The following is a 25147-nucleotide window of genomic DNA, read 5'->3' as shown; positions in this document are numbered from 1 at the left end:
ATCACATCAAAATTTTAAGCCACTGTGAAAAGTGAACAATAATTTCTTCTTCCCGGGATCTGATGTCCTGTAGATTGCTTTCATTTTAAATTAAAGTTTGCGGTGAAATGCCGTTTGGCTTTACAGGTTTTCTATGGTGGTGAATTCACCATTTACTTCAGATATATTTTTTTCATGTTCACAAAGCTACTTTTTTCTCCAGTAAATACGGGATGGATGGGTTCCCGAGCCTACTGCAAATGTCGGAGAGGGGCTGCCGTAAGATGCAGGGATGTCTCGTGGATGATGTTCTATGATCTGATAGATTCCCATTTTGCTGCTGACTTTGCTGTATCTTTTGTTCCAAAAGTATTCCACGTCTGTCTCCGACAGGTTAAGTTTGATATATAATTTTAGTAGTATAACTCAAAAACGACAAGTCAAGTTACGACGGGTCAGAGAATGGAGTTGCTAATTTCTTTTGAAATACTCACAACTTAAATTGACAGCAAAAAGCCTCTTACTCGTTATTGTGTAGTTCTATTTTACAATGAGGATAGTTCCGTCATGTTTTATCTTATAATAGTAATGCTCTCCGTTATTGTAAGATAGTTTGTCGACATCTTCAACCTCTCCACCTTTTCCTGTGCTGTCTTGAATAATATCGCCTTTCTTAATATCTTCAAGTTCTTGCTTTGACGTTTTTTGTGTCACCTTTTTCATAGCTGTTTATTTATGAATTAACACATACAAATCAAATTAGTTCTTGAGTCGTTTGGAATGAACAACATGACCAATCTGTTAATGGATAACTGTGGCCATCTGTGTGATGCTAAAGCTTATATTTCTATCTGGCGTTGCGCACAGAAAGTCTGTGCTTTCAGTCGTTCGAGCAACAAATGAGCAACAAATGAGCAACAAAAATGCGAAAAATAGTGGTAAACCTCCAAGGAATTGATGGAGAAGTATTAGTATAAATCACTAACAATCAAGTATTTGATTGTTGTAAGTTGTCGAAATTAGTGGTTGTTTTATAGCTATTATTTGCCGATACAGAACTTCGTGAATATATTCTCCAACAAATCATCGGTAGTCACTGTACCTGTAATTTCACCAAGATAATGCAATGCCTGTTTAATGTCCATTGCTAAAAAATCTGAGGTAACCGGATTGTCTACATTGGCCAAAACCCTTTGCAGCGCATGTTCGGTTTGTTTTAAAGCTTCTACATGGCGAATATTCGTCACCAGGGTTTCGCTGGTATTAATATGGTGCAGGTTAACCTGCTCCAGTAAGGTGGTTTTTAATTCATCGATACCCTGTTTCTCTTTAGCAGAAATAAAAACAACATCTAAAGCTTCGAAGGCTTTGCGCTGTGCATCTGCCATGAGGTCGGCTTTATTGACTAAAATCAAATAGGGGATGGCCAATTGCGCTAAACCCCGAATTTGCTCTTCAATTTCTGAAATACTTTGAGCAGCATCGGCCATATAAATGATCAGTTTGGCCTGTTTCATTTTTTCTAAGGTGCGTTCTACGCCTAAAGCTTCAATAATATCGGCTGTATCGCGGATTCCGGCCGTATCGATAAAACGGAAAACAATGCCGCCAATAGTGAGTTCATCTTCAATGGTGTCGCGTGTGGTTCCGGCAATATCCGAAACAATAGCGCGCTCTTCGTTCAGCAGGGCGTTTAGTAGGGTAGATTTACCCACATTAGGTTTACCCGCAATAACAATCGGAACTCCATTTTTAATCACATTTCCCATTTCGAAAGAGGAGATTAAACGTTGCAGAACGTAATTGATTTTATTAACCAGATTTTTTAGCTGCTCACGGTTGGCAAACTCTACATCCTCTTCTGCAAAATCGAGTTCGAGCTCAATCATCGAAGCGAAATGGATCAATTGTTCGCGTAAACCCTTTAATTCGTTGGCAAAGCCGCCGCGCATCTGTTGCATAGCCACATCATGCGAAGCCTTCGAATTGGAGGCAATTAAATCGGCTACTGCCTCTGCCTGACTTAGATCGAAAGCACCGTTTAAAAAGGCACGCAGGGTAAATTCGCCAGGTTTGGCAGCACGGGCACCTTTGCTGATTAACAGGTTAATAATCTGTTGGATAATATAGTTAGAGCCATGGCAGGAAATTTCTACCACATTTTCTTTGGTATACGATTTTGGGGCAACAAATAATCCGGCCACCACTTCATCAACAATATGATCGCCATCTTTAACCAGGCCAAAATGTAAAGTATGCGAGGCCTGCTTTTCTAAATCTCTTCCTGCAAATACGGTATTGGTAAGTGAAATAGCCTCCGGACCAGATAAGCGGATTACGCCAATGGCGCCAGAACCTGAGGGAGTAGATAAAGCAATAATGGTATCTTGATTGTTCATGTGCGGTATTAAAGCTGCAAAAATAAGGCTAATCTGTGGGTATATCGTGTAAGGGAAGTAATTTTTTTAAGCATTGGTTAATCGGTTAAGCGTTGAAATAGATTAACTGAAGCCAAATGCTCAACTCCAATCAACTATCGGCCCTTCGACTCCGCTCAGGGTGACATATAGAGGGGGAATTGGTTAATTGGCTCCCGACTCCAGACTGCCGACTTCGGACTATAAACCCCCTTTCGCTTTTCAATATTAAAGCTTATCTTAAAACATTTCAACCCCGATTGTGTTTAAACCTCAAATCAGAATAAGCTTTTTATGACGAACAATTTACCCCTGACCGTTAAACGATCGATAGAATTATTGGGTCTGATGGCCATTGTTGCCGTTATGGTGATCGGAAGAGACATTATCATGCCGATGTTGATGGCTTTTTTCATCAGCATTATGTTGCTACCAGTGTACCGCTTTCTAAAAAGAAAAAAAATACCCGAATCGTTAGCCATTATCCTATCCATTTTACTCGTAGCCTTATTTGTAGCTTTGATCATTTGGTTTTTTTCGAACCAGATTGGTATTTTGGTTAAGGATTTTCCGCAGATAAAAGCAAACGTAACACAGCATATCAATTCGTTAAGTGATTGGATCAGTCGCATTACCCACTACGACGATAAGGAGCAAAAAGCCTTCATACAAACCAAAAGCGATGATCTGATGAACATGGGTACCTCGCTTGCAGGTGGTGCTGCTGTTACCTTGAGTGGGATTTTTGTATTTATCGGTTTATTGCCAATTTATATTTACCTGATGCTTTTTTATAAAGACATTTTATTACGTTTTATCTTTATGTGGTTTAAAACAGATGATCATCCAAAAGTGAAAGAAGCCATTTATGAAACCGAATCGATCATTAAAAGCTACCTGATCGGGCTGTTAATCCAGATTACCTATATGACCATTTTATTGGGCGGAATATTGATGTTAATCGGTATAAAACACGCCTTATTAATCGGGGTGATTTTTGCCATCTTAAACCTGATCCCTTACGTGGGTGCTTTAATTGGTAACTTGATAGGCGTACTGCTTACGCTTACTTCATCGCAAGAATTATGGCCTGTAATTACCGTTTTAGGCGTAATTGCATTTGTTCAATTTTTAGATAACAACATACTTATGCCACGAATTGTGGGCTCTAAGGTAAAAATCAATGCTTTATTTGCCATCCTAGGGGTATTTATCGGTGGCAGTATAGCCGGGGTTTCGGGAATGTTCCTCGCACTGCCTATTGTGGCTGTACTCAAAATTGTCTTCGATCGTACAGAATCATTCAAACAATGGGGTGTATTGCTAGGAGACGAACGGCCCGCTAAAAGCCCGATGACTTTTCCCAACTTTAGGAAGAAAAAACCAGTGGCTACTAAAACGGGAATAGAAAAGGGATAGGGTTTTGAGGATGGGAAATGTAAGATGGGTGATGTGAGATGGATGATGTGAGATGTAATCAGTGTAATCTGCGGGAACAGTTGGTGCCTAGGTTTCCCGCAGATTTAAGAAGATAAGCGCAGAGGAGATTGTAATCTCTCTTCGTCGTAAAGAAATGTAAGCTAATCTTAACCGCCAAATTTACGCACCCTATAAATGAGTGATAACATAAAATACCTGCCTAAACGGTTAACTTGCTTATCCACAATTACGTTATCGAATACATCTCTCGTTATGCCTGAGTTCTGATCAAAAAGATCGAATCCTTCTACACGGATAGCAGCCATGTCGTTCTTCATAAACTTATATTCCATTGATAAACGAAGCAGCGTTGGATTACGCACGGCACCGTTATCAAAACCTGAGTTAATCTGTTTGGTGAAATCGTAGCCCAGGGTAAGATCTTTAAAGAAATAATTACGGCCTTCTATCCCACATTCAAAACGGTTAGATTGGCGGTCGGTAAATGTATCATTCGAATACTTGGTCAGGTTTTGCGAATAAGAGGTTTCTACCTCAAAATTGACAATATCTTTCAGGTCTACCCTAAATTCGAGTTCCTGGCGCCAGGCCATATTACGCGCTTCTATTCTGCTATCATCGGTAAAAGTAATATTGTTGTTCAACTGTCCCGAACCAGAATAACCAATGGTAAACTTTCGCTCTGGCGAGAGCGGTTTACTAATGTCGTAATCGCCTTGTAAAATGTAGTACCCGTCTGTGTTAACGTAACTGGTCAGCTGATTAACAGTACCAGGTACACGCTCTTTAGTGGTTACAATCCTGTCATTAGTACGTTCGTACTTGAAATTGGCCATGATTACTTTTCCTGCACTCCAATCGGCTTGTTTGTAATGGGCATTGATGCTGTGGATAAATTCGGGTTTCAGGTTAGGGTTACCTGTAACCACGTTCTGTAAGTTAGAATTGTCGGTTATGGGTTGTAATTGTAAAAATCCAGGTTGGTTATTTCTGCCCCAATAATTTACATCCAGCGATTGCTGATTAGAAAATTTATAAGAAAACCGACCAGAAGGAATGAGGTTAAAAGTACGGTTAACGGTTTCTATATTATTACTTAAATTCTGTCCCTGAAGTAAGGCAGGCTGTGCATTAAGGCCCACTGTATAATTCAGTTTTTCTCCTATATACCGATAATTCAGTCCCACTTTATTGGTGATGAACTGATAATCATAAATATTGCTGAGATTAGGATTAAATACCGGATTATTATTAGTCACATCGTAAGCATCTCTCGAATTATTTGTCGATGACCGGTTCCAGCTATAGTTTACTTCTAAAAAAGTTTTCTTCCAAAGTGGCTCCATGTACGATGCCCCAACATTAAGCCCTAAATTCCGGCTATTCTGGTTGTTCAGTTGGTTTTGTAGCACCGAATCCGCTACGTTAGCATGAATGTTGGTGTATTTGTTGTACACATTACCATAATTTTCGCCATTGGTATAATTGATGTTACCCCATGCGCTTAGGTTCCGGCCTTTTTTCGAAAATTTATGGTTGTAAAATATGTTGGTGCGGGCGTTCAGGTTATTCGAATTACTGAAATTATTGCTTTCTCTTCGGGTAAATAAAGTATCCTGGGTAATAAGCGAGCTACCCGTATTATTGCCACTATTGGTATTATAAGAAAAGTTTGGAGAAATTTTTAGGTAATTCATCGTATCTATTTTGTACTCTAAATTACCGCCAAACCAATGGCTATAGTTATCGCTCTTACTGTTGTTGCGGGCATCTTCAAGTCTGTTCAGCGGATTTTGCCCCGCATCTTGCAAAACACTTTGTGTATAGGTAGAACTGATGGTGTTGTTTTTATTGTTGTTGAAATTATACCCGGCATCTGCAGAGAGTTTGCTGTTAAACTCATTTTTATAGTTAAGTCCGGCAACATTTCTGGTGGTAATGCCATCGCCGCCACCACCACCACGCATATTGGCATTGGCCGAGGTGCCATCGAATGAAATCTGCTGTTCACCCTTCATGCTATTTCCCCGTATATTGGCATTATAGCGATCGGCGTTGCCCAAACCTGCAGAGGCCCTGGCAAAATAACCTTTCTTTTTATCTTCTTCAATAGTCAGGTTCAGTACCTTTTCTGGCTCGCCCGTTTTAATGCCTGTAAGTTTAGCCTGATCACCGTAATCGTCAATAAACTGAAGATTTTTAATAATATCGGCCGGAAGATTTTTAATGGCTGTAGCTACATCTGTTCCGAAGAAATCTTTACCGTTAACACGTATTTTAGTTACTGGCGAACCCTGACTGGTTACATTCCCATCTTTGTCTACCTTAATACCGGGTAGTTTTTTTAGCACTTCATCAACCGCATCGCCATCTCTAACGGGAAAGGCCTTGGCGCTAAAACTCACGGTATCTTCGGTTACTTTAACAGGAGGAACACCCGAAATCACTATGCCCTCCAGGGTGTTCGCTGATGGTTTAAGCCTGATATCGGTGATATTTAAGATATTACCCTTTTCGATCTGATACTGTTTAATAAAAGTATCGAAGCCGATGAAAGCTGCTGATAAAGTAAACTGTTTAGATTTAATTTTATCCAGTGCAAATGTGCCATCATTATTGGCGGAGGTGGCTATACTGTCGGCACCAAATTTAATCCTAACTACCGCACCGGGTAGCGGTAAGCCTGCAGTATCTAACACTATACCCTTTACGGCATAATTTTGTGCGTTACTGTTTATGAAAATACCTGCAAAGAGCAGGAATAGCAAAATCGATTTAGTAAAAGCCCTCATGAGTTTATTTGTGTGTGGCATAAAAGTACGGAGCAGCGCGTTAACCCTGTTCAGCGTAATCAACATGTTACTAATTTTTGGCGGTTTTAGCTGTAAATGAGGTGTTTTCTTTGCTTTCTTTCGCCGGTATATATGGCTAAATAAAAAGCCTTCTCGCGTCCGATAGCTCTCGGTTGACGATAATAGGAGGTGATTTCTATTAATGAAAGATTTCTAAAAATTGGGGGTCATTTCGACTGGAACGTAGTGGAATAGAGAAATCTTTGAACGATATTAAAAGATCTCACTTCGGTAGAGACGATAGCTGGAGGTGATTTATCCCTCAGCATGACAGTGCTTTAGGTTTTGCGTTTCAAAAAGATTTGGAAATGAACACCCAATGCTTTTGGAGGCCAGCTGTCCCGCTCTTTGTTCCAAGTCCTCACCCTCATGCTTCGGGTTTGCGGGCTTTACACGCCGATCGGGTTTAGGAACAATGGCTTGTATCGTAAAGCTAAAAATAGACGCGATTTGCAATTACAAAATGGCTAAACCAGTTCACAAATCCAGGACAACAAAAACCTGGAAAGTTAATCTGCAGTGATCTGCAAAATCAGCGATAAATATTTGGGTAAGTAGCCATAGGGTAAAAAATAATCAGTTATGTACGTGATTCATATTGATTTTTAAGAAATCAATTGACCTTCAGTACTACATTCCGGCCAAGGGTTTTAAACCTAACGGCATTATCTTGCTCAACTGTAATGGTAATGTGCCCTGTTTTGCTCGTGTTTATATCGCTCACCTTACCGGCCTTACCTTTATGGGTGCCTTTAACTACAATGCAATGGTCGCCATCTTTTAAATTCGTTGTTTCCATCTTATTTACAAGCTTAAGTGTGTTCTGAACTGTGTAATTTTATTTCGGCATTGGGTTGGCTTCGCTTACTTTCTGTGTTAAAATTATAAAATTTTAATGGGATGTCGATCATCATAAAATGAAGATGATGAAACGATGTAAAATGCTGGTTATTTTGCCTGATCTGAGATTAAATTCTGTTATCTTGTGAAATACTCGCTTTAATGAACCAAAACCCTTTTTTTTTGATGAAAATAGCGTCTGTTTCTATACTAATACCAAATATATCATGATCAAAAGATTAATACCTTTATTGTTGCTATTGATTTCTTTCGCGGGCTTTTCGCAAGAAACGATCAAGACTTATCTGTCCGGAACGGATAAAGATCATACCAGACAATGGGATTTTTATTGTACTGCTGGTCGTAAAAGCGGCATATGGACTAAAATATCTGTACCATCTAACTGGGAGTTACAGGGCTTTGGAACTTACAACTATGGGCATGATAAGGTTAAAGCCAGCGAACAGGGCATTTATCGTTATGAATTTCCGATGGGTAAAATAACAGGAAAAAAAGTATACCTGGTTTTTGAAGGCGCTATGACCGATACTAAGGTTAGCATTAACGGAAAGCTGGCCGGAGACCTGCACCAGGGCGGATTTTATCGGTTTAAATATGATATTACCACACTATTAAAACCCGAAGAGAAGAACCTACTGGAAGTTACGGTTGATAAAGTATCGGCAAATGCGTCGATTAATAAAGCCGAAAGAACGAGCGATTTTTGGATTTTTGGCGGCATTTTCCGTCCGGTTTACCTCGAGACGGTACCAAACAAATTTATAGAGAGAGTTGCGGTTAATGCCAAGGCCGATGGAACCTTTCAACTTGATGTTTATGGCCAGAATTTGGCTGCCGATGATATTCTTGAAGCCCAGGTGAAAAAACTAACTGGCGAAAATGTGGGAAAAGCATTTGCTGTAAAAGCGAATTTAAATAATAGCCCACAAACCTTGAAAGCTACTTTCTCAAACCCTTTATTATGGAGCAGTGAATTCCCTAATTTATATCAGGTGGTGGTGCGGATCAAAAATAAACAGCAGATCATTCATCAGGTAAAACAAAAATTCGGTTTTAGAACACTTGAACTGCGTAATGGCGACGGTTTTTATGTTAATGGTTCGAAAATGATTTTAAAAGGTGTTAACCGCCACAGCTTTTGGCCCGAAAGCGGGCGCACATTAAGTCGCGAAGTACATTTAATGGATGTGAGGTTAATGAAAGAAATGAATATGAATGCCGTTCGCATGTCGCATTATCCACCCGATGCAGAATTTTTGGATATTTGTGACTCGTTAGGGCTATATGTGATTAATGAATTAACGGGCTGGCAGGCAAAATACGATAATTCCGTAGGGCACAGGCTCGTAAAAGAGCTTGTCATCAGAGATGTTAACCATCCGTCTATTATTTTTTGGGCCAATGGCAATGAGGGAGGTTTTAATACTGATCTCGACAATGATTATGCCTTATACGATCCACAGAAACGTACCGTAATTCACCCATGGGAGAAGTTTAACGGAACCGATACCAAACATTACCCAGATTATAATTATATGGTTAAGGCGGCTACTTCAGGACAGGAGGTTTTCTTTCCGACTGAATTTATGCACGCGCTTTATGATGGTGGTGCTGGTGCAGCTTTAGATGATTTCTGGAATCAAATGCTCATTCACCCGCATGGTGCCGGCGGTTTTATTTGGGCTTTAGTGGATGAAAACGTAATCCGTACAGATAAAAACGGTATTTATGATGGTGATGGAAACCATGCTCCTGATGGAATTGTTGGCCCACATCGCGAAAAGGAAGCCAGTTTTTATACTATAAAAGAGATATGGTCTCCGGTTTTTGTCGATCTACCAAAAATTGATCGTGATTTTAATGGTAAAATCGCGGTCGAGAACCGTTTCAATTTTACCAATCTTGATCAATGCATTTTTAAATGGAAATTGCTTAGTTTCCCCTCGGCTAACACTGGAGGAACAAAAGCTATTGTAAATGCCAGTGGAGCAATGGTTTCTAAGCTTAAGCCAGGCGCAAAAGGAATGTTTAATCTGGCTTTGCCAAAATCGTGGGCACAAAGCGATGCTTTATATCTAACCGCTTATGGGCCTGATAAGAAGGAAATATTTACCTGGAGCTGGCCAATAAAAACTGCCCGTTTGATTGTTGAGAAGCAAGAAACCATGCTATCCAATTCAGGAGTAAAAGCCGAAGAAACTAACCGCTCGCTCCTGATTAAACAGGATGGTATGAGCTACTATTTTGAAAAAGCAACGGGTTATCTGGAGAAAGTGGTTAAAGGGAATACCATTATTTCTTTGTCAAAAGGTCCGCTGTTGGCTGGTGTGAATACCGAATTGAAGAATTTTAGTCATAAAGCAGAAGGCGTAAAATATGTCGTTGAATCTGATTATCAGGGTGCCGGTAATTTACATGCGAAGTGGACATTTGAAACAGGAAAGCTGGTCAAACTAGAATACGAATTTAATCAACAGGGCGATGCAGATTTTATGGGGATTACTTTTAATTATCCCGAGGATAAAATTACCGGAATGAAATACCTTGGCCGTGGCCCGTACCGGGTTTGGAAGAACAGGTTAAAAGGGCAGCAGTTTGGAGTTTGGCATAAGGATTACAATAATTCGATTACCGGCGAAACCTGGGGCTACCCTGAGTTTAAAGGCTATCATGCCGAAGTGAACTGGGTGACTGTAGAAAATAAAGAAGCCCCATTTACAGTTTATATACCCGATCAGGATACTTATCTGCAAATGTTCAGGCCTGCCCGTGAGGCTGCGGCATTAAGCAACAATAATGTAGAGCCCGCTTTCCCAGAAGGGAGTATCGGTTTCTTAAAAGGGATAAGTGCCATCGGGACCAAGTTTCAGTCGGCTTTATTATTGGGACCTCAAAGCCAGAAAAACAAAACAGACGGAAAAACTTTTAAGGGGACGCTACTATTCGATTTTGGAAAATAAGGGTTTTGATCTCTAGGTTAAAACAGGACAGCAGAATCCTATTTAATCTGTATTTTTAACGATATGAAGATTGTATTTTTTTCTGCGAAGCCATACGACCGTGAATTTTTTGAAAGCTGTAATAAACATTATGATTTTGAATTGGAATTTTGGGAAACTCATCTGGGTCCTCATATTGCCGATGCGATAAAAGTAGGTACTGATACTGTTTGTGTATTTGTGAACGATAAACTAACAGCTGATGTTATAGCCATACTGGGCCAAAAAGGGGTGAAAATTATTGCTTTGCGTTGTGCAGGTTTTAACAATGTAGATCTGAATGCGGCCAAACAATATGGTATTCGTGTTTGCCGCGTTCCGGCTTATTCGCCACAAGCCGTTGCAGAACATGCCGTGGCCATGTTGCTTACGCTAAACCGTAAAACCCATAAGGCCTATAACCGCGTACGTGAACAGAATTTTTCGCTTTCAGGTTTAATGGGGTTCAATCTTTTTGGCAAAACAGTAGGGGTAATCGGAACAGGGAAAATTGGCGCTGTTTTCTGTAAAATTATGCTTGGTTTTGGCTGTATTGTACTGGCTTCAGATCCTTTTGTGAATAAATCATTGCAAAGTGCGGGAGTAAAGTATTTGCCTTTTCATGAAGTAATTAAAGAGGCCGATATTATTTCGCTGCATTGCCCGCTTACACCGGAAAACCATTACCTGATTGGATCAAATAGCTTATCAACGATGAAAAAAGGTGTTACGCTGATCAATACAAGTAGAGGCGGATTGATTAATACACGTGAAGTAATCGAAGCACTAAAAACAGGTCAACTTACGGCACTGGGAATTGATGTGTACGAGCAGGAAGAACAACTCTTTTTTAAAGATCTTTCCGGAAGTATTATTGGTGATGATGATATTCAGCGGCTAATTAGTTTTCCTAATGTTTTGCTTACCGGGCACCAGGCTTTTTTTACACAAGAGGCCTTAACAGAAATTGCAGCCTATACCCTAAAAACGGTTAAAATATTGTTAGATGATGATGCTGAGGAGGTAGCTTCAGATGCAATATTGGTGTAGTAGCCCGAGAGATGGTTACATGGAGTTTTTTGAGAAGCTAATCACCACAAAATCTCCATGCACCCATTGCATTACTATTTAATAATAAGAAGTATTAAGGTTACTGTTCTGCTTTTCTGCTGCCTCGATAGGGGCATAATTAGAAAGAATAAGTGCTTCCCCTTTTTTAATGCATACATCATGTTCAAAATGCACAGATGGACTTCCATCAGTTGTTCTGATTGTCCAGCCGTCTTCATCCAGAAAAACATCCTTTTTGCCCATATTTATCATAGGTTCTATGGCCAGCACCAGGTTTTCTCTTAAGAGTAAACCGTTGCCTTTACGACCATAATTCGGCACCTGGGGGTCTTCGTGCATATCTTTACCCAAGCCATGGCCTACCAGATCTCTTACTACGCCGTAGCCCTGCTTTTCGTTATGATTTTGAATAGCCGCGCCAATATCTCCAATGCGTTTGCCCACAACGGCTTCTTTAATTCCAAGAAAAAGCGATTCTTTAGTTGTTTTTACCAGGTTTAGTACCGCTGGCGATACTTCGCCGATGATAAAGGTATAGGCATGATCGCCGTGAAAACCGTTTTTTATAGTACCCACATCCACTGAGATAATATCGCCATCTTTCAGCTCATCTTTAGTCGGAAAGCCATGTACAACCACATCGTTTACCGAGGTAATAATATGAAAGGGAAAACCATTATAGTTGTAAAAGGAAGGTACAGCGCCATTATCAAGAATAAATTCATTGGCTATCCTATCAATCTCGAGGGTTGTAATGCCTGGCTTTAATATTTTAGCTACTTCTGCAAGGGTATCGCTCACCAGCAGCGCACTGATCTGCATCAGTTCTACTTCTTCGTTGGTTTTATATAAAATCATTGCTGCAAATTTAGCAAAAGAAGCGGAAAGGAAAAAGGTGAAGCATTGAATGATAGCAGGACTTGATGAGAGAAGATTGAATGTTATAGAATGACTGATTAATAGCATGTTGGATGAATTTTCACAGCTCATTAAGAGCACAGCCGGTAATCGAGTGTTAAAATTTTATTTCTGATTCTACTTAGGGTTTCTAAACGCATACCAAGGTAGCTGGCCAGATAACGCTGCGGTATTCGGTTGATATCCAGGTTGCTTTCCTGGAGTTTACGGTACCTGCTCATTGCTTTCGGTATCCTGGCCAGGATTGATCTTTCTGATGCGGCATAATAATGAAGCGCCAACAGCTTTCTGCCGATCAAATTGGCCTCTGGATAGTTTTCGTACATCGAATCGATTAGGGTATAAGGGATGCAGATGAGTTGACATTCTTCCAGGGCCTGGAGATATTCTATAGAATGACTGGACTGCTGATCGGGGTGACGTATGGCGCCAATTAATTCATTTCCACAGCTAAACCAGGTGCTGATGTCTTTTTTACCATCGCGTACGAAGCCACGAACCAGTCCGTGTACCAAAAAATATAGCGAAGTATTACTGTCTATTGGTGAAAGAATGTGTTTATTCTTTTTAACATGGATGAGCTTACAGGATTTTTCATGTTCGGCCTTAAAGCCTTCAGATAAAGGGTAGAATTGCTCAATATAATCGAAAAACGGGCGTAAAAACGATGTTGAATAAGGCATAGTTAAGGCTGGTTTAGATTTCTGAGAAATGGATTAAAGCATACTCATATGATGAGCAGCACCAAAGGTATCTGGTATTGCAGTGTTTAGCGCAATATAGGGTTGTTGAGGCCTCTAACGATACGATCGTTAGAGTAAAAAATGGCCTAATAACAGTTTAACGGCTTAATTCCTGTGCAAAATAGGTGGTTGGCATTAAGCCCGTTTCTTTTTTAAATGCGTTGTAAAACGTAGCCAGACTTTTAAAACCAGCTTCAGAAGCAATGGCTTCGATGGTTATCTTATCTGATTTAAGCGGATACTGTTTTAAAAAATGATCAACGCGGTAACTGTTTATCCAGTCGCGGAAATTTTTGCCGATGTGTTTGTTAATTACGAAAGAGCAGTGGTGGATCGGGAGATTAAGTTTTGCCGCCAGATCTATAATCTGAAAATTGTGAACCAGGTAAAGTTGTTCCCCTTCCATAGCTTCTTTCATGGCATGGGCATAATCAGATAGCTGTGCGTCTAAAAGATTAATTTTTTTGACAGCGGTAAGCGTACGTTTTGGATCTTCTTCTGATAAAGAAATTAATGAGGAATCAGTTTCTGTTTTCTTTGTTGCCGGTTTTTTAGTCCAATCAACTGCCACTAGCAAGTAGCCATAAAATATATAAGGCTTGTGAAGCGCATATAATAAAATGACTAATAAGGCCAAACAATTGAGCACAATAAAAGAGGCATTAACATATGGGATGTGTAAGCTTCTTAAAATAATGGGTACCAAACTGAACAACTGGAAAAAGGTCGCAATCCGAAGAAAAAAGATGATCCATTTTCTGCCTTCACCGTCGAGTAGCTGTTGTGGTTTGTTTTTTAAGCGAAGTACAGCAACCCAGGTAAAGCACAAATAAGCAAATACCAGCACTGGCCTAAATAAGTAGTGGAAGTACGAAGGAAACAGGCCACTTTTTGCTTTTAGTGAGAAATAACCGTTTTCAGCTAACTGGCTTCCTATCAAATTCCAATCGAGCGTTGTAGAGAAATGCCAGGGGATAACGTGGATAATAGCTAACAAAGCTGGCACAAAATGAAGCCATTCTATTTTTTGTAAACTTTTACGATCTTGAAGAAAACCTGTAATGTAGAGGTAAAAGCAGGCTGGGGCAGCATAATAAAACGGGGTAAAAGTTTGATAAAAAAAGGCTAAAGTATCAGGTTGGTCCGATTTAAAGAGTAATGAGGTTAAAATCTGTCCAAACCGAGCAAAAAATATAACCGAAAGCAGAATGTTAAGCAGTTTATTCCCTCTTTTTGCGAAAAAAAGGTGCATAGAGAATAAAAGTAAGAATAGACAACTGGTACTAACGAGAAGGTTTAAAGATTGCATATTTCCAGGCAAGATAAAACATAATTGTTAAATTAAATTACCCTAATTGAAAAAAAATATGCTTAAATGCACCATTCGCAAAATGTTAAAAATGAGGTGCTTTTGGGTTAGGAATAAGGCAAATATAACTGCTGCTGCCCTTTATATTTATTGGCTTTTTATGCCTTCCGCAATAATGATTTGGCATAAACGTTTGTTTAATTTATAAAAAGCAATAGTTTTGCGGCCCGTTTATTGTGAGCGGAAAGGAATATTATTTAATTAATGGATGTTTAGCATCCTTATAAAAGAAAACTTATGGACAAATTTAAAAAAGTGCAAGATCTAATCTCTTCTGTTGAAGCAGACGTAACTAAATTTTATGATGGTGGTAATGCTGCAGCAGGTACACGTGTACGTAAAGCAATGCAAGACCTAAAAGTTTTAGCCCAAGAAATTAGAGCTGAAGTAACTGATAAAAAAAATAGCGCTAAATAATTTGTTTTCGCTTTTAAAAATAAAGCCCGCGTTTTACGTGGGCTTTATTTTTATGTGCAAATCTAGGTCTATGCCCTTTATCTATCTAAAAGTTATTTATTTCCGTTTACTCGTAATCAGTTTATTGGTGAAGAAATCGCGAAAATCATTGTAGTAAAGGTCGCCTACAGTAAAGCTGGTGTGGTTGGAAAGCGTTACCCTTGTTCCCTCAACATGTAAAATATGATTGATGGAAATAATATAACCTCTATGCAACTGGATAAAACCCTTTTTAAGGTTTAGTTGTTCTTTAACATCTTTCAGACTTAAATAAGCAATAATTATCTTCTCTTTTGTATGTATTTTGATATAGTTGTGGAAGCTTTCAAAAGCAATTATATCAGCATAGTGCACTAAAACCGCTTTGTGGTCTTCTGATTTATTTTTGACCAAAAAATAAGTTTCCTGCCCTATATTTTCTATTTCTTCCTCAAAAACACGGTTTACCGTTAAGGCAAATTTAGCATAACCGTAGGGTTTAAGTAAATATGCATCTGCTTCTGCTTCGAATGCTTCAAAGGCATATTCCTCATGAGAGGTGGTAAAAATCAGTTTCCTGGTTTTAGAACGGATTGCTTTAGAAAGTTCGATGCCCGAAATCTGTGGCATTTGAATATCCATAAATATCACATCTACCTGGTCAATCTTTTTAAGTTCGTTCAGGGCCACCATTGGATCGGTGTAACTCGCCAGAAGCTTCATGTTTGGGGTGTCCGCAATATATTTTTCAAGCCCCGAAATCGAGTTTTGTTGGTCATCAATGGCTATACACTTAATCATTTGTTAATCTTCTTTGCATACATAACGAAAATACACCTTTTCATACCGAAAATAGAACGCTTTATCCTGTTTCGCTGTGAATTTTCTTTCTATTGGCTAATTTAAGGTAAAATAAGTGCTTTATGATGTATACAGGAGTAATTAAATGGTATAATCCGGTACGAGGTTTCGGATTTATTGCACCCGATGATGGAAAGGAAATGGTTTATGCAGATAACCAGAAATTGATAGGGATTTATCGTCCTTCTTTAGTTGTAGGAACCAAAGTTCGCTTTAATTTAGAACAAGGGCAGGTGGGATGCCAGGCTACGAATATTGTAGTGCTAAATATGGGTTTTGACTAATATTTGCACCGATCTGTAAAGAAAACAGACCGATCTATGTAACCTGGTGCTAAAAATAAGGACAGAATACGATCTTCGTTTACCATCAATGAAAATGTAGAAATTTTAATTTAGACGGCGTTTTGTTTGGGAGCAATAAACATTAAAATTTTTATTTAACATCTACCTATTAACTTTTCTTTTCTAGATTATCTCTCTTTCCTATCTAAATTAGCGCTCTTTTTTAGATAGGATTTATTTTTTTTTCGGATAACGTTTTTGCTTAAATTCGTCGTATTCTTTAGGGTACGGATACATTTAAAGCAATTGTTTATGAATATCAAAACCTTGGTTCTTTTATTGAGTACAGTTTCTACTGCACTTATAGGTGGTCTTTTTTATGCGTACTCCTGTTCGGTTATTCCGGGCTTGGCGCGTCTTTCTGATGCTTCCTTTTTACAAGCTATGCAATCAATCAACAGGGCTATTTTAAATCCTTTATTTTTTATTTCTTTTATGGGCACGCTAGTTATATTACCGATAAGCGTTTGGTTTTTTAGAGAACAAGCTATGGTATTTTACTTGCTTTTAGCGGCAACCTTATTATATTTTGGCGGTGTTTTTCTGGTTACCATCATTGGTAATGTACCCCTTAATAACCTTTTGGACGGGGCAAATCTGAGTAAACTTGGTGCAACAGACCTCACTGCATTGCGCGAAAAATTTGAGCCAGGCTGGAATTTATTCCATCGGATCAGAACCATTGCCTCATTTATCTGTATTGTGCTGGTCGCTTACGCAGCAATATTAAGCCGTAATGCTTAAGGCTTGTATGTCGGGTTTGTAGCTTTAGAGACGGCTGTAAATCTGTGTTTATCTGGGTGCATCTGTATTAAAACCCCTTGATCTAGCTGTCAGAATCTCGTCAATTGAACCCTAATAATCATCAATTGTGTCTATTTTGGTCTTTTTTCAATGACAAGGACTTTAAAAACTGCTTGTTTTTATTTTTATGGCGTAAAATGTGCCGATTTATGTAAAAAATTACAAATATCAAGAAATAAGTAAGATAAGACTCGGTTTAAGCCAATGAAACCGATTGTATTTATATTATCTTTGTGTATCTCTATGCGTGTTTACGGTTCATATTCTGATAGCGAATTGGCATTCTTGTTAACTCAAGGTGATGAGTTGGCCTTTACCGAAATTTACAACCGCTTTTATGGCTTACTTTTTATCCATGCCAATAAACGTTTAAATGACGATGAAGAAGCAAAGGATGTTTTGCACCAATTGTTCGAGTCGCTTTGGGTTAAACGTTTACAGGTAGCACCTGACGGTAATTTATCAGCCTATTTATATACAGCAGTTCGTAACCGTGTACTGGATGTGTTTGCGCATCAAAAAGTAGAAAGTAAATACATTGATTCTTTGCAGGATTATATAGATCAAGATCATGTGTCCACTGATTATATGGTGCGTGAAAAGCAAATGGCTCTATTAATTGAGCAGGAAATTGATGCTTTGCCGCCAAAAATGCGCGAAATATTTGTTTTAAGCCGCAAAGAGAATAAATCTCATAAAGAAATTGCAGCCGAATTAGGACTTTCTGAGTTAACGGTTAAAACACAGGTTAAAAAAGCATTGAGAATCCTTAAATCAAGACTAGGCGTTGTTGTTTATGTTGCTTTCTTCTTAAAAACTTATAGCTAATCTTCTCGGATATAGTTTAAATTCATTTTTTTTTCTTTTAAATGTGTATTGAATGAAATTATTATAAAAAAAAATAATTTTTCGATACCCCCAAGGCTATGCCTTCGCCGTATATACAATAATCAACCAAACTAGATTTCTTTTTAATGGAGAAAAATGCAAAGAAGCTTTTAGATAAATACCGTGCAGGCCATTGTACACCAGAAGAAATGGCTATTGTAGAAGCATGGTACCTTCAGCTGCCTTTCGAAAAAGAGGCTCCCGATCATTTACTTATCGAAACCAGCAAAGAAGAAGTGTGGAACCGGTTAAGGCCAGGAAGAAAATCTGTAAAATTGGTCACGGTTAAGCGCATTGCGATCGCTGCCAGTATTATTTTATGCTGTAGCGTTGGACTCTATTTTATGGCTGGTCGTAATGCTGCGCCATTAACAGCTAAAACAGAATTAAAATATATCCTTCCAGGTGGAAATAAAGCTATGTTAACACTCGCCAATGGAACGGTGGTAAATCTGGATGATGCTAAAAATGGTCAGATTGCGAGCCAGAACGGTATCATCATCCGTAAGGCAAAAAACGGCCAGCTGGAATACATCATTAAAGAAATCCCAAATGGATCAGTTACAGGCTCCAACACCATTAGCACGCCCCGTGGCGGACAATACCAGGTAAGTTTGCCCGATGGTACAAAAGTTTGGCTCAATGCAGCCACAACCTTAAAGTACCCTTATGCTTTTGCTAAAAACGAAAGGGTAGTAGAACTTAATGGCGAAGCCTACTTTGAGGTTTCGAAAGATCATACCCGCCCATTTCGGGTAAAAACAGATGCCCAAACGGTAGAAGTTTTGGGTACTCATTTTAATATTAATGCTTATAAAGATGAAGCCGCAGTCAAAACCACACTTTTAGAAGGAGCTGTCAGAGTGAGCAATGCCTCTGGTAGTGTAAACCTACACCCTGGAGAACAATCGAGACTAAATATAAACACCGCTAAATTAATTCTCGATCAGGAAATTGATATGGATAAAGAAATGGCCTGGAAGAATAATGTTTTCTCTTTTGATAATGACGACCTGCAGAGCATTATGCGCCAGATTTCGCGCTGGTATGATGTAGATATAGTTTACGAGGGCAAAATTACACCAGAAAAATATGTGGGAGAAATACCAAGGAGCAGCAACTTAGCCGAGGTTTTTAGAATATTGGAACTTAACCATGTGCATATTGAGGTAAGGGGCAAGGTACTTACGGTATCAGGAAATTAAACAAGAATGGCTTTTCTTTAAACAGCCGAGAAATCAACCAACCAATTCACAAACTAACTAAACTTTATGATGAAAAAACTACCAGAAATTTAGCATCCTACCTTTAAAAAAAAACCGAAAGCGCGACAACGCTTCCGGTAGAAATTTGGACAAGCAGCTTGCTTCGAAACCCAGCTGCTATTTTTTAACCTCATTCATTACAAAGGTATGAAATTAACTACCCTTTACAACCCCGTGTGCGACATGCGGAGGGTAAAGATTAAATTTTTATTGGTCATGAAATTGACTACAATTTTATTACTGGTTGGCGCCTTACATGTTTCGGCAGCTACCTTTTCGCAAACCGTAACGTTATCCAAAAGAAAAACCTCGCTTAAACAGGTTTTTAAGGAGATCAAAAAGCAAACGGGCTATTTTTTCTTTTATAAAGGTCAGTTGTTACAGGATAAACCCGAAGTAACCATAGAATTAATGAAAGCCTCGTTAACCGAGGCGTTGAATGCCGCTTTAAAAGATCAGAACCTCAGTTTTAACATTGTTAACAAAACTGTCGTAATTAATGGTAAAGCAGACTTGCCGGCACCAACAACAAGTATCAACGCCAAAATGGAAATAAAAGGTGTTGTTGCTGATAAAGCTACAGGAGAAACCATTCCGGGTGTAAACATTTCGATCAAAAATGGTGCAAGTGTAGGCATTACCAACGAAAAAGGCGAATTCAAAGTCAATGTTGATGAAGGGAGCATTTTGGTTTTTAGTTATGTGGGCTACGAATTGTTCGAAATCAAGGTTACAGGTACTAAAACGTTAAACGTTAAACTCACCTCTAAGATGACCCAAATGAACGATGTAGTAGTAACGGGTTATCAAACAATTAAAAAAGATAACTATACCGGTAACGCGATTACGATATCCGGAGATCAGCTGAGAAGGGTAAATCCACAGAGTTTGCTTCAAAGTATCGGAACGTTCGATCCTTCATTTAAACTGATAGATAATAATCTTGCAGGCTCTAATCCTAACAGAATTCCTTCTATCAATGTTAGAGGTGCTTCTGCACTGCCAAGTGGCGATGGGCAGGTGCTGAGAAGGGATGATATTCAAGGTAGAGCGAACATGCCCGTTTTTATGCTAGATGGCTATGAAGTAAGCGTGGAGAAAGTATTTGATTTGGATGTGAACAGAATCGCATCGGTTACCTCGTTAAAAGATGCAGCTGCAACGGCAATTTATGGTTCGCGCGCGGCCAATGGTGTAATTGTGATTACCACTAAAACACCCTTAGAGGGCAAATTAAGGATAGAATACAATTACGAATTGAATCTTACAGCTGCAGATCTAACGGATTACCAGGTGTTAAATGCGGCTGAAAAACTAGATTATGAAGTTTTGGCAGGATTATATAATTCTTCGAAACAGCAAGTGTCTCAAGATCAGCTAGATGAAATCTATTATCATAAAAAAGCCAATGTTGTTGGCGGCGTGAACAGTTATTGGTTATCCCAACCCCTGCGTAATACCATAGGGCATAAACATGCTGTAAATCTGGATGGCGGTTCGCAAGCATTTCGGTATAATGTAAACCTTCGCTACCAAACCAGGCCCGGAGCAATGAAAGGATCGGAAAGGGACCAATATTCTGGCGGAATGAGTTTTCAGTATAATGTGAAGAAAATTCAGTTCAGAAATGAATTATCCGTAACACAAGTGGGCGCTACCGAATCTCCATATGGCGATTTTTCTAATTATGTGCGCATGAATCCTTATTACCCATTGCAAGATGCTAATGGCATGACGATGAGGATTTCTGATATATATGAAAAACAAGATCGATCGAGAGAATATGTTTTTAATCCACTGTTTGATGCCGGTTTAAGCAGTTTCAACAAATCGAAGTACACCGAAATTATTGATAACCTTTCTGCCGATATAGAGGTGGCGAATAACCTTCGGTTAAGGGCGCAAATGAGTTTAACTAGCAAATCGAATTCTGATGACATATTTACTTCTCCGCTTGCAAATAAATATTACCTGTACACAACAGATAAAATAGATGAAAAGGGCGAATACACGAACAGGGAAATGAAAGAAACCTATTGGGATAGTAATATCAGGTTAACTTGGCTAAAGCAGATCGGTGGCAGTTATTTTAACGCTTTAGTAGGTGTAAATGCCCGTACAGAGCTGCGCGATCAAAAAGAATTTACGGCTATTGGATTTGCTAATGATCGTTTTACCAGCATAGGCTTTGCCAAGGGCTATGCTGAGGACGGAAAACCGCAAAGCAGGCTCGAAAAAGCAAGGCTTTTTGGCTCTTTCTTTACGATGAACTACTCGTATAAAAACCGCTACCTTATGGATGGAACCGTTCGTATTGATGGTTCTTCTAAATTCGGAGTGAACAATAAATTGGCTCCTTTTTGGTCTTTCGGATTAGGATGGAATGTGCATCAGGAGGAATTCCTGCAGGGTAATCCTGTAATTAGCCAACTTAGACTAAAAGCTTCCACAGGTCTCACCGGGTCGGTAGAGTTCGATCCTTACTTATCAAAAACCATTTATAAGTATAATACCGGAAACTGGTATTCATCGGGTATTGGTGCCGGTGTAAACAGTTATGGAAATGATAACCTTGGGTGGCAAAAAACGAGGATGACGGATATTGGTATCGATATCGGATTGTTCAAAGATCGTGTAATGCTTACGCCAAGAATATATAAGAAGTTTACCAAAGATATTTTAGCCGATATTACCTTACCGCCATCAACAGGCTTTCTGTCTTATAAGGAAAACCTTGGCGACATGGAGAACAAAGGCGCTGAGCTGGGACTAACCATAGATGCAGTAAGAAGCAAAGACTGGTCGGTAAACCTGAATGCAAGCATGGTTTCCAATAAAAACAAAGTGGTGAGAATCTCCAATGCGTTAAAAAAATACAATGACAGGGCAGACGAATTGCAGTCGGTAAAACCAGGAGATGGTGGTTACAGGGGCATTCCCTTACTTAGGTTTAGCGAAGGACAACCTTTCAATGCCATTTATGGTGTACGTTCGTTAGGCATCGATCCTGAAAACGGACGTGAATTATACCTCAAAAGAGATGGTACACTTACATACGACTACGATAAGAGAGATTATGTGGTAATTGGCGATCCTAATCCTAAAGTGAGCGGTTACTTTGGTGGAACGGTTAACTACAAAAGATTTAGCTTGTATGTACAGTTTCAAACTTTTTTCGGAGGCGACAAATATAACCTGACACTTGTAGAACGTGTTGAAAATGCTGATCCAAAATATAATGTTGATAGGCGTGTATTCGAAGAAAAGTGGAAGCAGTCTGGCGACCTTTCTTTTTATAAAAATATAGCAGATAATGGCGAAACGGATGTAAGTTCGAGATTTATACAGCCTGATAATCTGATCAACCTTCAATCAGTAAACCTTTCTTATGATATGAATAAAAAAATCGCATCTAAACTATCGATGTCGAGTCTCATGTTTCAGGTAACTGCCAATGATGTGGTACGTTGGTCATCAGTAAAAGAAGAAAGAGGAATTAATTATCCGTTTACCAGGAGTTTAACCTTTTCTGTTAGGGCAGCTTTTTAAGCTATTAATGAACAGATTTAAAATATAAAAACATGAAAATTAGATTGTTAATATGCCTCTTCTTGGTAACAGGGTTATTGAGTTCCTGCAAGAAATGGCTGGAAGTTGAGCCGGAATCAGAGATTGCTGCTCCAATTTTATTCAGTACAGAAAATGGCTTTATGGAAGCCATAAACGGTGTGTATAACCGCAGTACAGAGTCAGATCTTTACGGTAAAGAACTCACATTTGGCACAACAGAGGTACTTGCCCAAAATTTTTCGATGCGCGATGACGGACAGGATTATAGACAGACCTCATTGTACAATTATAAACATGGCGAGTTTATTAAGCGTAAGGATAAAATATGGGCTGGTTTATACAATGCAATTGTAAACTGTAACCTGATCCTCGAAAATGTAGATGCAAAAAAGAACATTTTTAGCGGAGCCAATTATTCCATTGTCAAAGGAGAAGCGCTTGCCTTAAGAGCCTACCTGCATTTCGACCTTTTGCGTCTTTTTGCGCCCTCTTATTTGAGAAACCCTTCTGCAAAAGGAATTCCTTATGCTAACAAATACACGAAAGAGATTACGCCGGTTACCAACGTTTCAGAAACCATTAATCTGATCATCAAAGATTTGGAAGAGTCGAAACAATTATTAGTTGTGGATCCGATTCGGAGTGCCAATTATGTGGTAAATTATCCCTTAGTTACCGATACGCTGAAAAATACTGAAGAGAAAAATCCAAGTCTTTTCTTACAGAACAGAAGGCATCGTTTAAATTATTATGCAGTATGCGGAACGCTTGCCAGGGTTTACCTTTATAAAAATGATAAGGTTAAAGCTTTACTTAATGCGAAGGAAGTTATCGACTCGAAAAAATTCCCATGGACCGCAAAAAGTGATTTTGAAGCATTCGAAGATTCGAAGAAAGATCGTATCCTGTATAAGGAACTTGTTTTTGGGTGGTACATACCGGGTGCTGCAAAAGAAATAAAAGACAATTGGTTTCAAAGTGGTACCAGAGGCTTTTATTTGATTGAGGATGCCGCAGATTATATCTATGAAAAGGCAACAGCCGGAGCAAGTGATTCCCGTTATAAATACTGGTTATCTGCTACCTCTAGTCAATCATCAAGGTCTTACGATATCGTTAAATACCGGAGAAATCCCTTAAGCACTGAAACAGGCGCAAATCTACATTACCTGATGGCTCCTGCAATCAGGCTTAGTGAGCTGTATTACATCGCTGCTGAGTGTTCCTATGCAAACAACCCCACAGTGGCAGTGAATTACCTTACACAGGTTCGTGAAGCAAGGCAAATAGGCGATCCATTGACCATAAACAACGAAGAAGATTTATTAAAAGAGCTACTTAAAGATGCCCGTAAAGAATGGTTAGCCGAAGGCCAGTTGTTCTATATGTATAAGCGGCTTAATAGAGCTATAGTAGGCCAAACCGGTGTAACCATTCCTGCTTCTGATAATATTTTCGTGTTACCTCTCCCTAACGACGAGATTGTTTATGGTGGCAGATAAAACAATTTGAAATTCTATTAATAGCAAATTATGAAAATATATATATTAATATTCGCAATCATTTGTCTTGTTTCTTGCAAGAAAGCAGAAGAGATGCGTTTTGATCACAGTGCTAATGTCTATTTCGATATTTATAATGGAGATAAAGACAGTATAGTAAGAACCTTTGCCTATAATCCGACACTGGCTCAGGATACCGTATGGTTACCTGTACGTTTATCCGGAATCAGAACAGATGCAGAGCGGAAATTTAGTGCGCGGGTAGATACCGATTCTTCTACGGCCACGCCCGGAATTCATTACGAAGCTTTGAAAACTCAATATTCAATTCTTCCGAATAAAGGACTAGGATACATTCCTGTAGTGATTTATAATAAGGATAAGGAACTTGAAAACAGATCCGTTTCCATATTGATCAAATTAACCGGTACATCAGATCTGGGCATAGAAAACCCTTATCTGATCAGGGCAAAAGTAGTATTCTCTTCCAAACTGGAAAAACCAAGCTGGTGGGATACCTGGCCGCTTCCTCCTTATTCGAGAACCAAACACGAATTGTTTATTCTGGTAACCGGGCAAACCTCCCTTACTACCGACGGACTGGATGCACCAAAAAACCTCTACTATATAGGATTATTAACCACTATGTTAAATAATCCATTTAATTGGGTAACTAAAAATGAAGCAAAAGGCTATGTAATTGAAGAGGTAACGGCAGGTAATACCAATAGTTATTATTTCTACAATAAAAAAAATCCGGCCAAAAAAACGCTGTTGAGAAAAAACATGCAAAATGGCAAGTATTATTTCATAGATGAAAACGGTAATGAGGTTATTTAAATATAAAAAC

19 protein-coding genes are annotated in these 25147 nt (G+C 39.0%); 11 read left to right on the top strand and 8 right to left on the bottom strand.

Annotated elements, in window-relative coordinates:
• Nucleotides 1-519 precede the first annotated feature (519 nt).
• The gene (locus tag AC1RJ8_RS09570; protein ID WP_492953307.1) at nucleotides 520-702 is read right to left on the bottom strand and encodes a hypothetical protein; all 183 of its coding nucleotides are present in this window, start codon (nucleotides 700-702) and stop codon (nucleotides 520-522) included.
• A gap of 317 nt (nucleotides 703-1019) precedes the next feature.
• Nucleotides 1020-2378, bottom strand: coding sequence for a tRNA uridine-5-carboxymethylaminomethyl(34) synthesis GTPase MnmE (gene mnmE / locus AC1RJ8_RS09565; protein ID WP_492953308.1), 1359 nt, complete (start codon nucleotides 2376-2378; stop codon nucleotides 1020-1022).
• A 312-nt stretch (nucleotides 2379-2690) separates the two neighbouring features.
• Between mnmE and AC1RJ8_RS09560 the strand changes: the two genes are divergently transcribed.
• Complete coding sequence (locus AC1RJ8_RS09560; RefSeq protein WP_029277822.1) at nucleotides 2691-3815, top strand: AI-2E family transporter; 1125 nt, start codon at nucleotides 2691-2693, stop codon at nucleotides 3813-3815.
• A 167-nt stretch (nucleotides 3816-3982) separates the two neighbouring features.
• Here the strand turns inward: AC1RJ8_RS09560 and AC1RJ8_RS09555 are convergent, their stop codons facing one another.
• Nucleotides 3983-6694, bottom strand: a complete 2712-nt coding sequence (locus AC1RJ8_RS09555) for an outer membrane beta-barrel protein (RefSeq protein WP_492953309.1) — start codon at nucleotides 6692-6694, stop codon at nucleotides 3983-3985.
• A 607-nt stretch (nucleotides 6695-7301) separates the two neighbouring features.
• Nucleotides 7302-7487: a KOW motif-containing protein gene (locus tag AC1RJ8_RS09550; RefSeq protein ID WP_492953310.1), complete on the bottom strand. Its 186-nt coding sequence runs from the start codon at nucleotides 7485-7487 to the stop codon at nucleotides 7302-7304.
• Between the two features lie 268 nt (nucleotides 7488-7755).
• On the opposite strand from AC1RJ8_RS09550, the gene AC1RJ8_RS09545 reads away from it, so the two are divergent.
• The gene (locus AC1RJ8_RS09545) at nucleotides 7756-10509 is read left to right on the top strand and encodes a glycoside hydrolase family 2 protein (RefSeq protein WP_492953311.1); all 2754 of its coding nucleotides are present in this window, start codon (nucleotides 7756-7758) and stop codon (nucleotides 10507-10509) included.
• A 63-nt stretch (nucleotides 10510-10572) separates the two neighbouring features.
• A complete protein-coding gene (locus tag AC1RJ8_RS09540; protein ID WP_492953312.1) occupies nucleotides 10573-11577 on the top strand; it encodes a 2-hydroxyacid dehydrogenase in 1005 nt (334 codons plus the stop codon).
• Between the two features lie 78 nt (nucleotides 11578-11655).
• Here AC1RJ8_RS09540 and map read toward each other — a convergent pair whose 3' ends face one another.
• The 3 genes from map to AC1RJ8_RS09525 form a co-directional block, all read right to left on the bottom strand.
• A complete protein-coding gene (gene map, locus AC1RJ8_RS09535) occupies nucleotides 11656-12456 on the bottom strand; it encodes a type I methionyl aminopeptidase (RefSeq protein ID WP_492953313.1) in 801 nt (266 codons plus the stop codon).
• A 131-nt stretch (nucleotides 12457-12587) separates the two neighbouring features.
• Nucleotides 12588-13199 carry a Crp/Fnr family transcriptional regulator gene (locus AC1RJ8_RS09530; protein ID WP_492953314.1) on the bottom strand — a complete coding sequence of 204 codons (612 nt, stop codon included), beginning with the start codon at nucleotides 13197-13199 and terminating at the stop codon, nucleotides 12588-12590.
• Nucleotides 13200-13356: 157 nt separating this feature from the next.
• Nucleotides 13357-14511, bottom strand: coding sequence for a helix-turn-helix domain-containing protein (locus AC1RJ8_RS09525; protein ID WP_492953315.1), 1155 nt, complete (start codon nucleotides 14509-14511; stop codon nucleotides 13357-13359).
• Nucleotides 14512-14865: 354 nt separating this feature from the next.
• On the opposite strand from AC1RJ8_RS09525, the gene AC1RJ8_RS09520 reads away from it, so the two are divergent.
• Nucleotides 14866-15045 (top strand): Hc1-related histone H1-like protein, encoded by a 180-nt coding sequence (locus tag AC1RJ8_RS09520; RefSeq protein WP_057933955.1) that lies wholly within the window; start codon nucleotides 14866-14868, stop codon nucleotides 15043-15045.
• Between the two features lie 96 nt (nucleotides 15046-15141).
• Here the strand turns inward: AC1RJ8_RS09520 and AC1RJ8_RS09515 are convergent, their stop codons facing one another.
• Nucleotides 15142-15864, bottom strand: coding sequence for a LytR/AlgR family response regulator transcription factor (locus tag AC1RJ8_RS09515; RefSeq protein WP_492953316.1), 723 nt, complete (start codon nucleotides 15862-15864; stop codon nucleotides 15142-15144).
• Nucleotides 15865-15986: 122 nt separating this feature from the next.
• On the opposite strand from AC1RJ8_RS09515, the gene AC1RJ8_RS09510 reads away from it, so the two are divergent.
• The 7 genes from AC1RJ8_RS09510 to AC1RJ8_RS09480 all read left to right on the top strand — a co-directional run bounded on the left by AC1RJ8_RS09510 (nucleotide 15987) and on the right by AC1RJ8_RS09480 (nucleotide 25137).
• Nucleotides 15987-16208: a cold-shock protein gene (locus tag AC1RJ8_RS09510; protein WP_492953317.1), complete on the top strand. Its 222-nt coding sequence runs from the start codon at nucleotides 15987-15989 to the stop codon at nucleotides 16206-16208.
• Nucleotides 16209-16520: 312 nt separating this feature from the next.
• On the top strand, nucleotides 16521-17012 hold the full coding sequence (locus AC1RJ8_RS09505; RefSeq protein WP_492953318.1) for an anthrone oxygenase family protein: 492 nt from the start codon (nucleotides 16521-16523) through the stop codon (nucleotides 17010-17012).
• A 264-nt stretch (nucleotides 17013-17276) separates the two neighbouring features.
• Entirely contained in the window at nucleotides 17277-17900 is a 624-nt protein-coding gene (locus AC1RJ8_RS09500) for an RNA polymerase sigma factor (protein WP_492953319.1), read from the top strand.
• A gap of 146 nt (nucleotides 17901-18046) precedes the next feature.
• Nucleotides 18047-19165 (top strand): FecR family protein, encoded by a 1119-nt coding sequence (locus AC1RJ8_RS09495; RefSeq protein ID WP_492953320.1) that lies wholly within the window; start codon nucleotides 18047-18049, stop codon nucleotides 19163-19165.
• 276 nt (nucleotides 19166-19441) lie between these two features.
• Nucleotides 19442-22774: a SusC/RagA family TonB-linked outer membrane protein gene (locus AC1RJ8_RS09490; RefSeq protein ID WP_492953321.1), complete on the top strand. Its 3333-nt coding sequence runs from the start codon at nucleotides 19442-19444 to the stop codon at nucleotides 22772-22774.
• Between the two features lie 32 nt (nucleotides 22775-22806).
• Complete coding sequence (locus tag AC1RJ8_RS09485) at nucleotides 22807-24297, top strand: RagB/SusD family nutrient uptake outer membrane protein (RefSeq protein ID WP_492953322.1); 1491 nt, start codon at nucleotides 22807-22809, stop codon at nucleotides 24295-24297.
• 30 nt (nucleotides 24298-24327) lie between these two features.
• Complete coding sequence (locus AC1RJ8_RS09480; RefSeq protein ID WP_492953323.1) at nucleotides 24328-25137, top strand: DUF4843 domain-containing protein; 810 nt, start codon at nucleotides 24328-24330, stop codon at nucleotides 25135-25137.
• The last annotated feature ends 10 nt before the right edge of the window (nucleotides 25138-25147 follow it).

The sequence above is a fragment of the Pedobacter sp. GW822-FHT03F06 genome, from assembly GCF_058801365.1.
Note: the sequence above shows the minus strand (reverse complement) of the source record. Positions and strands in the feature narration are given on the sequence as shown.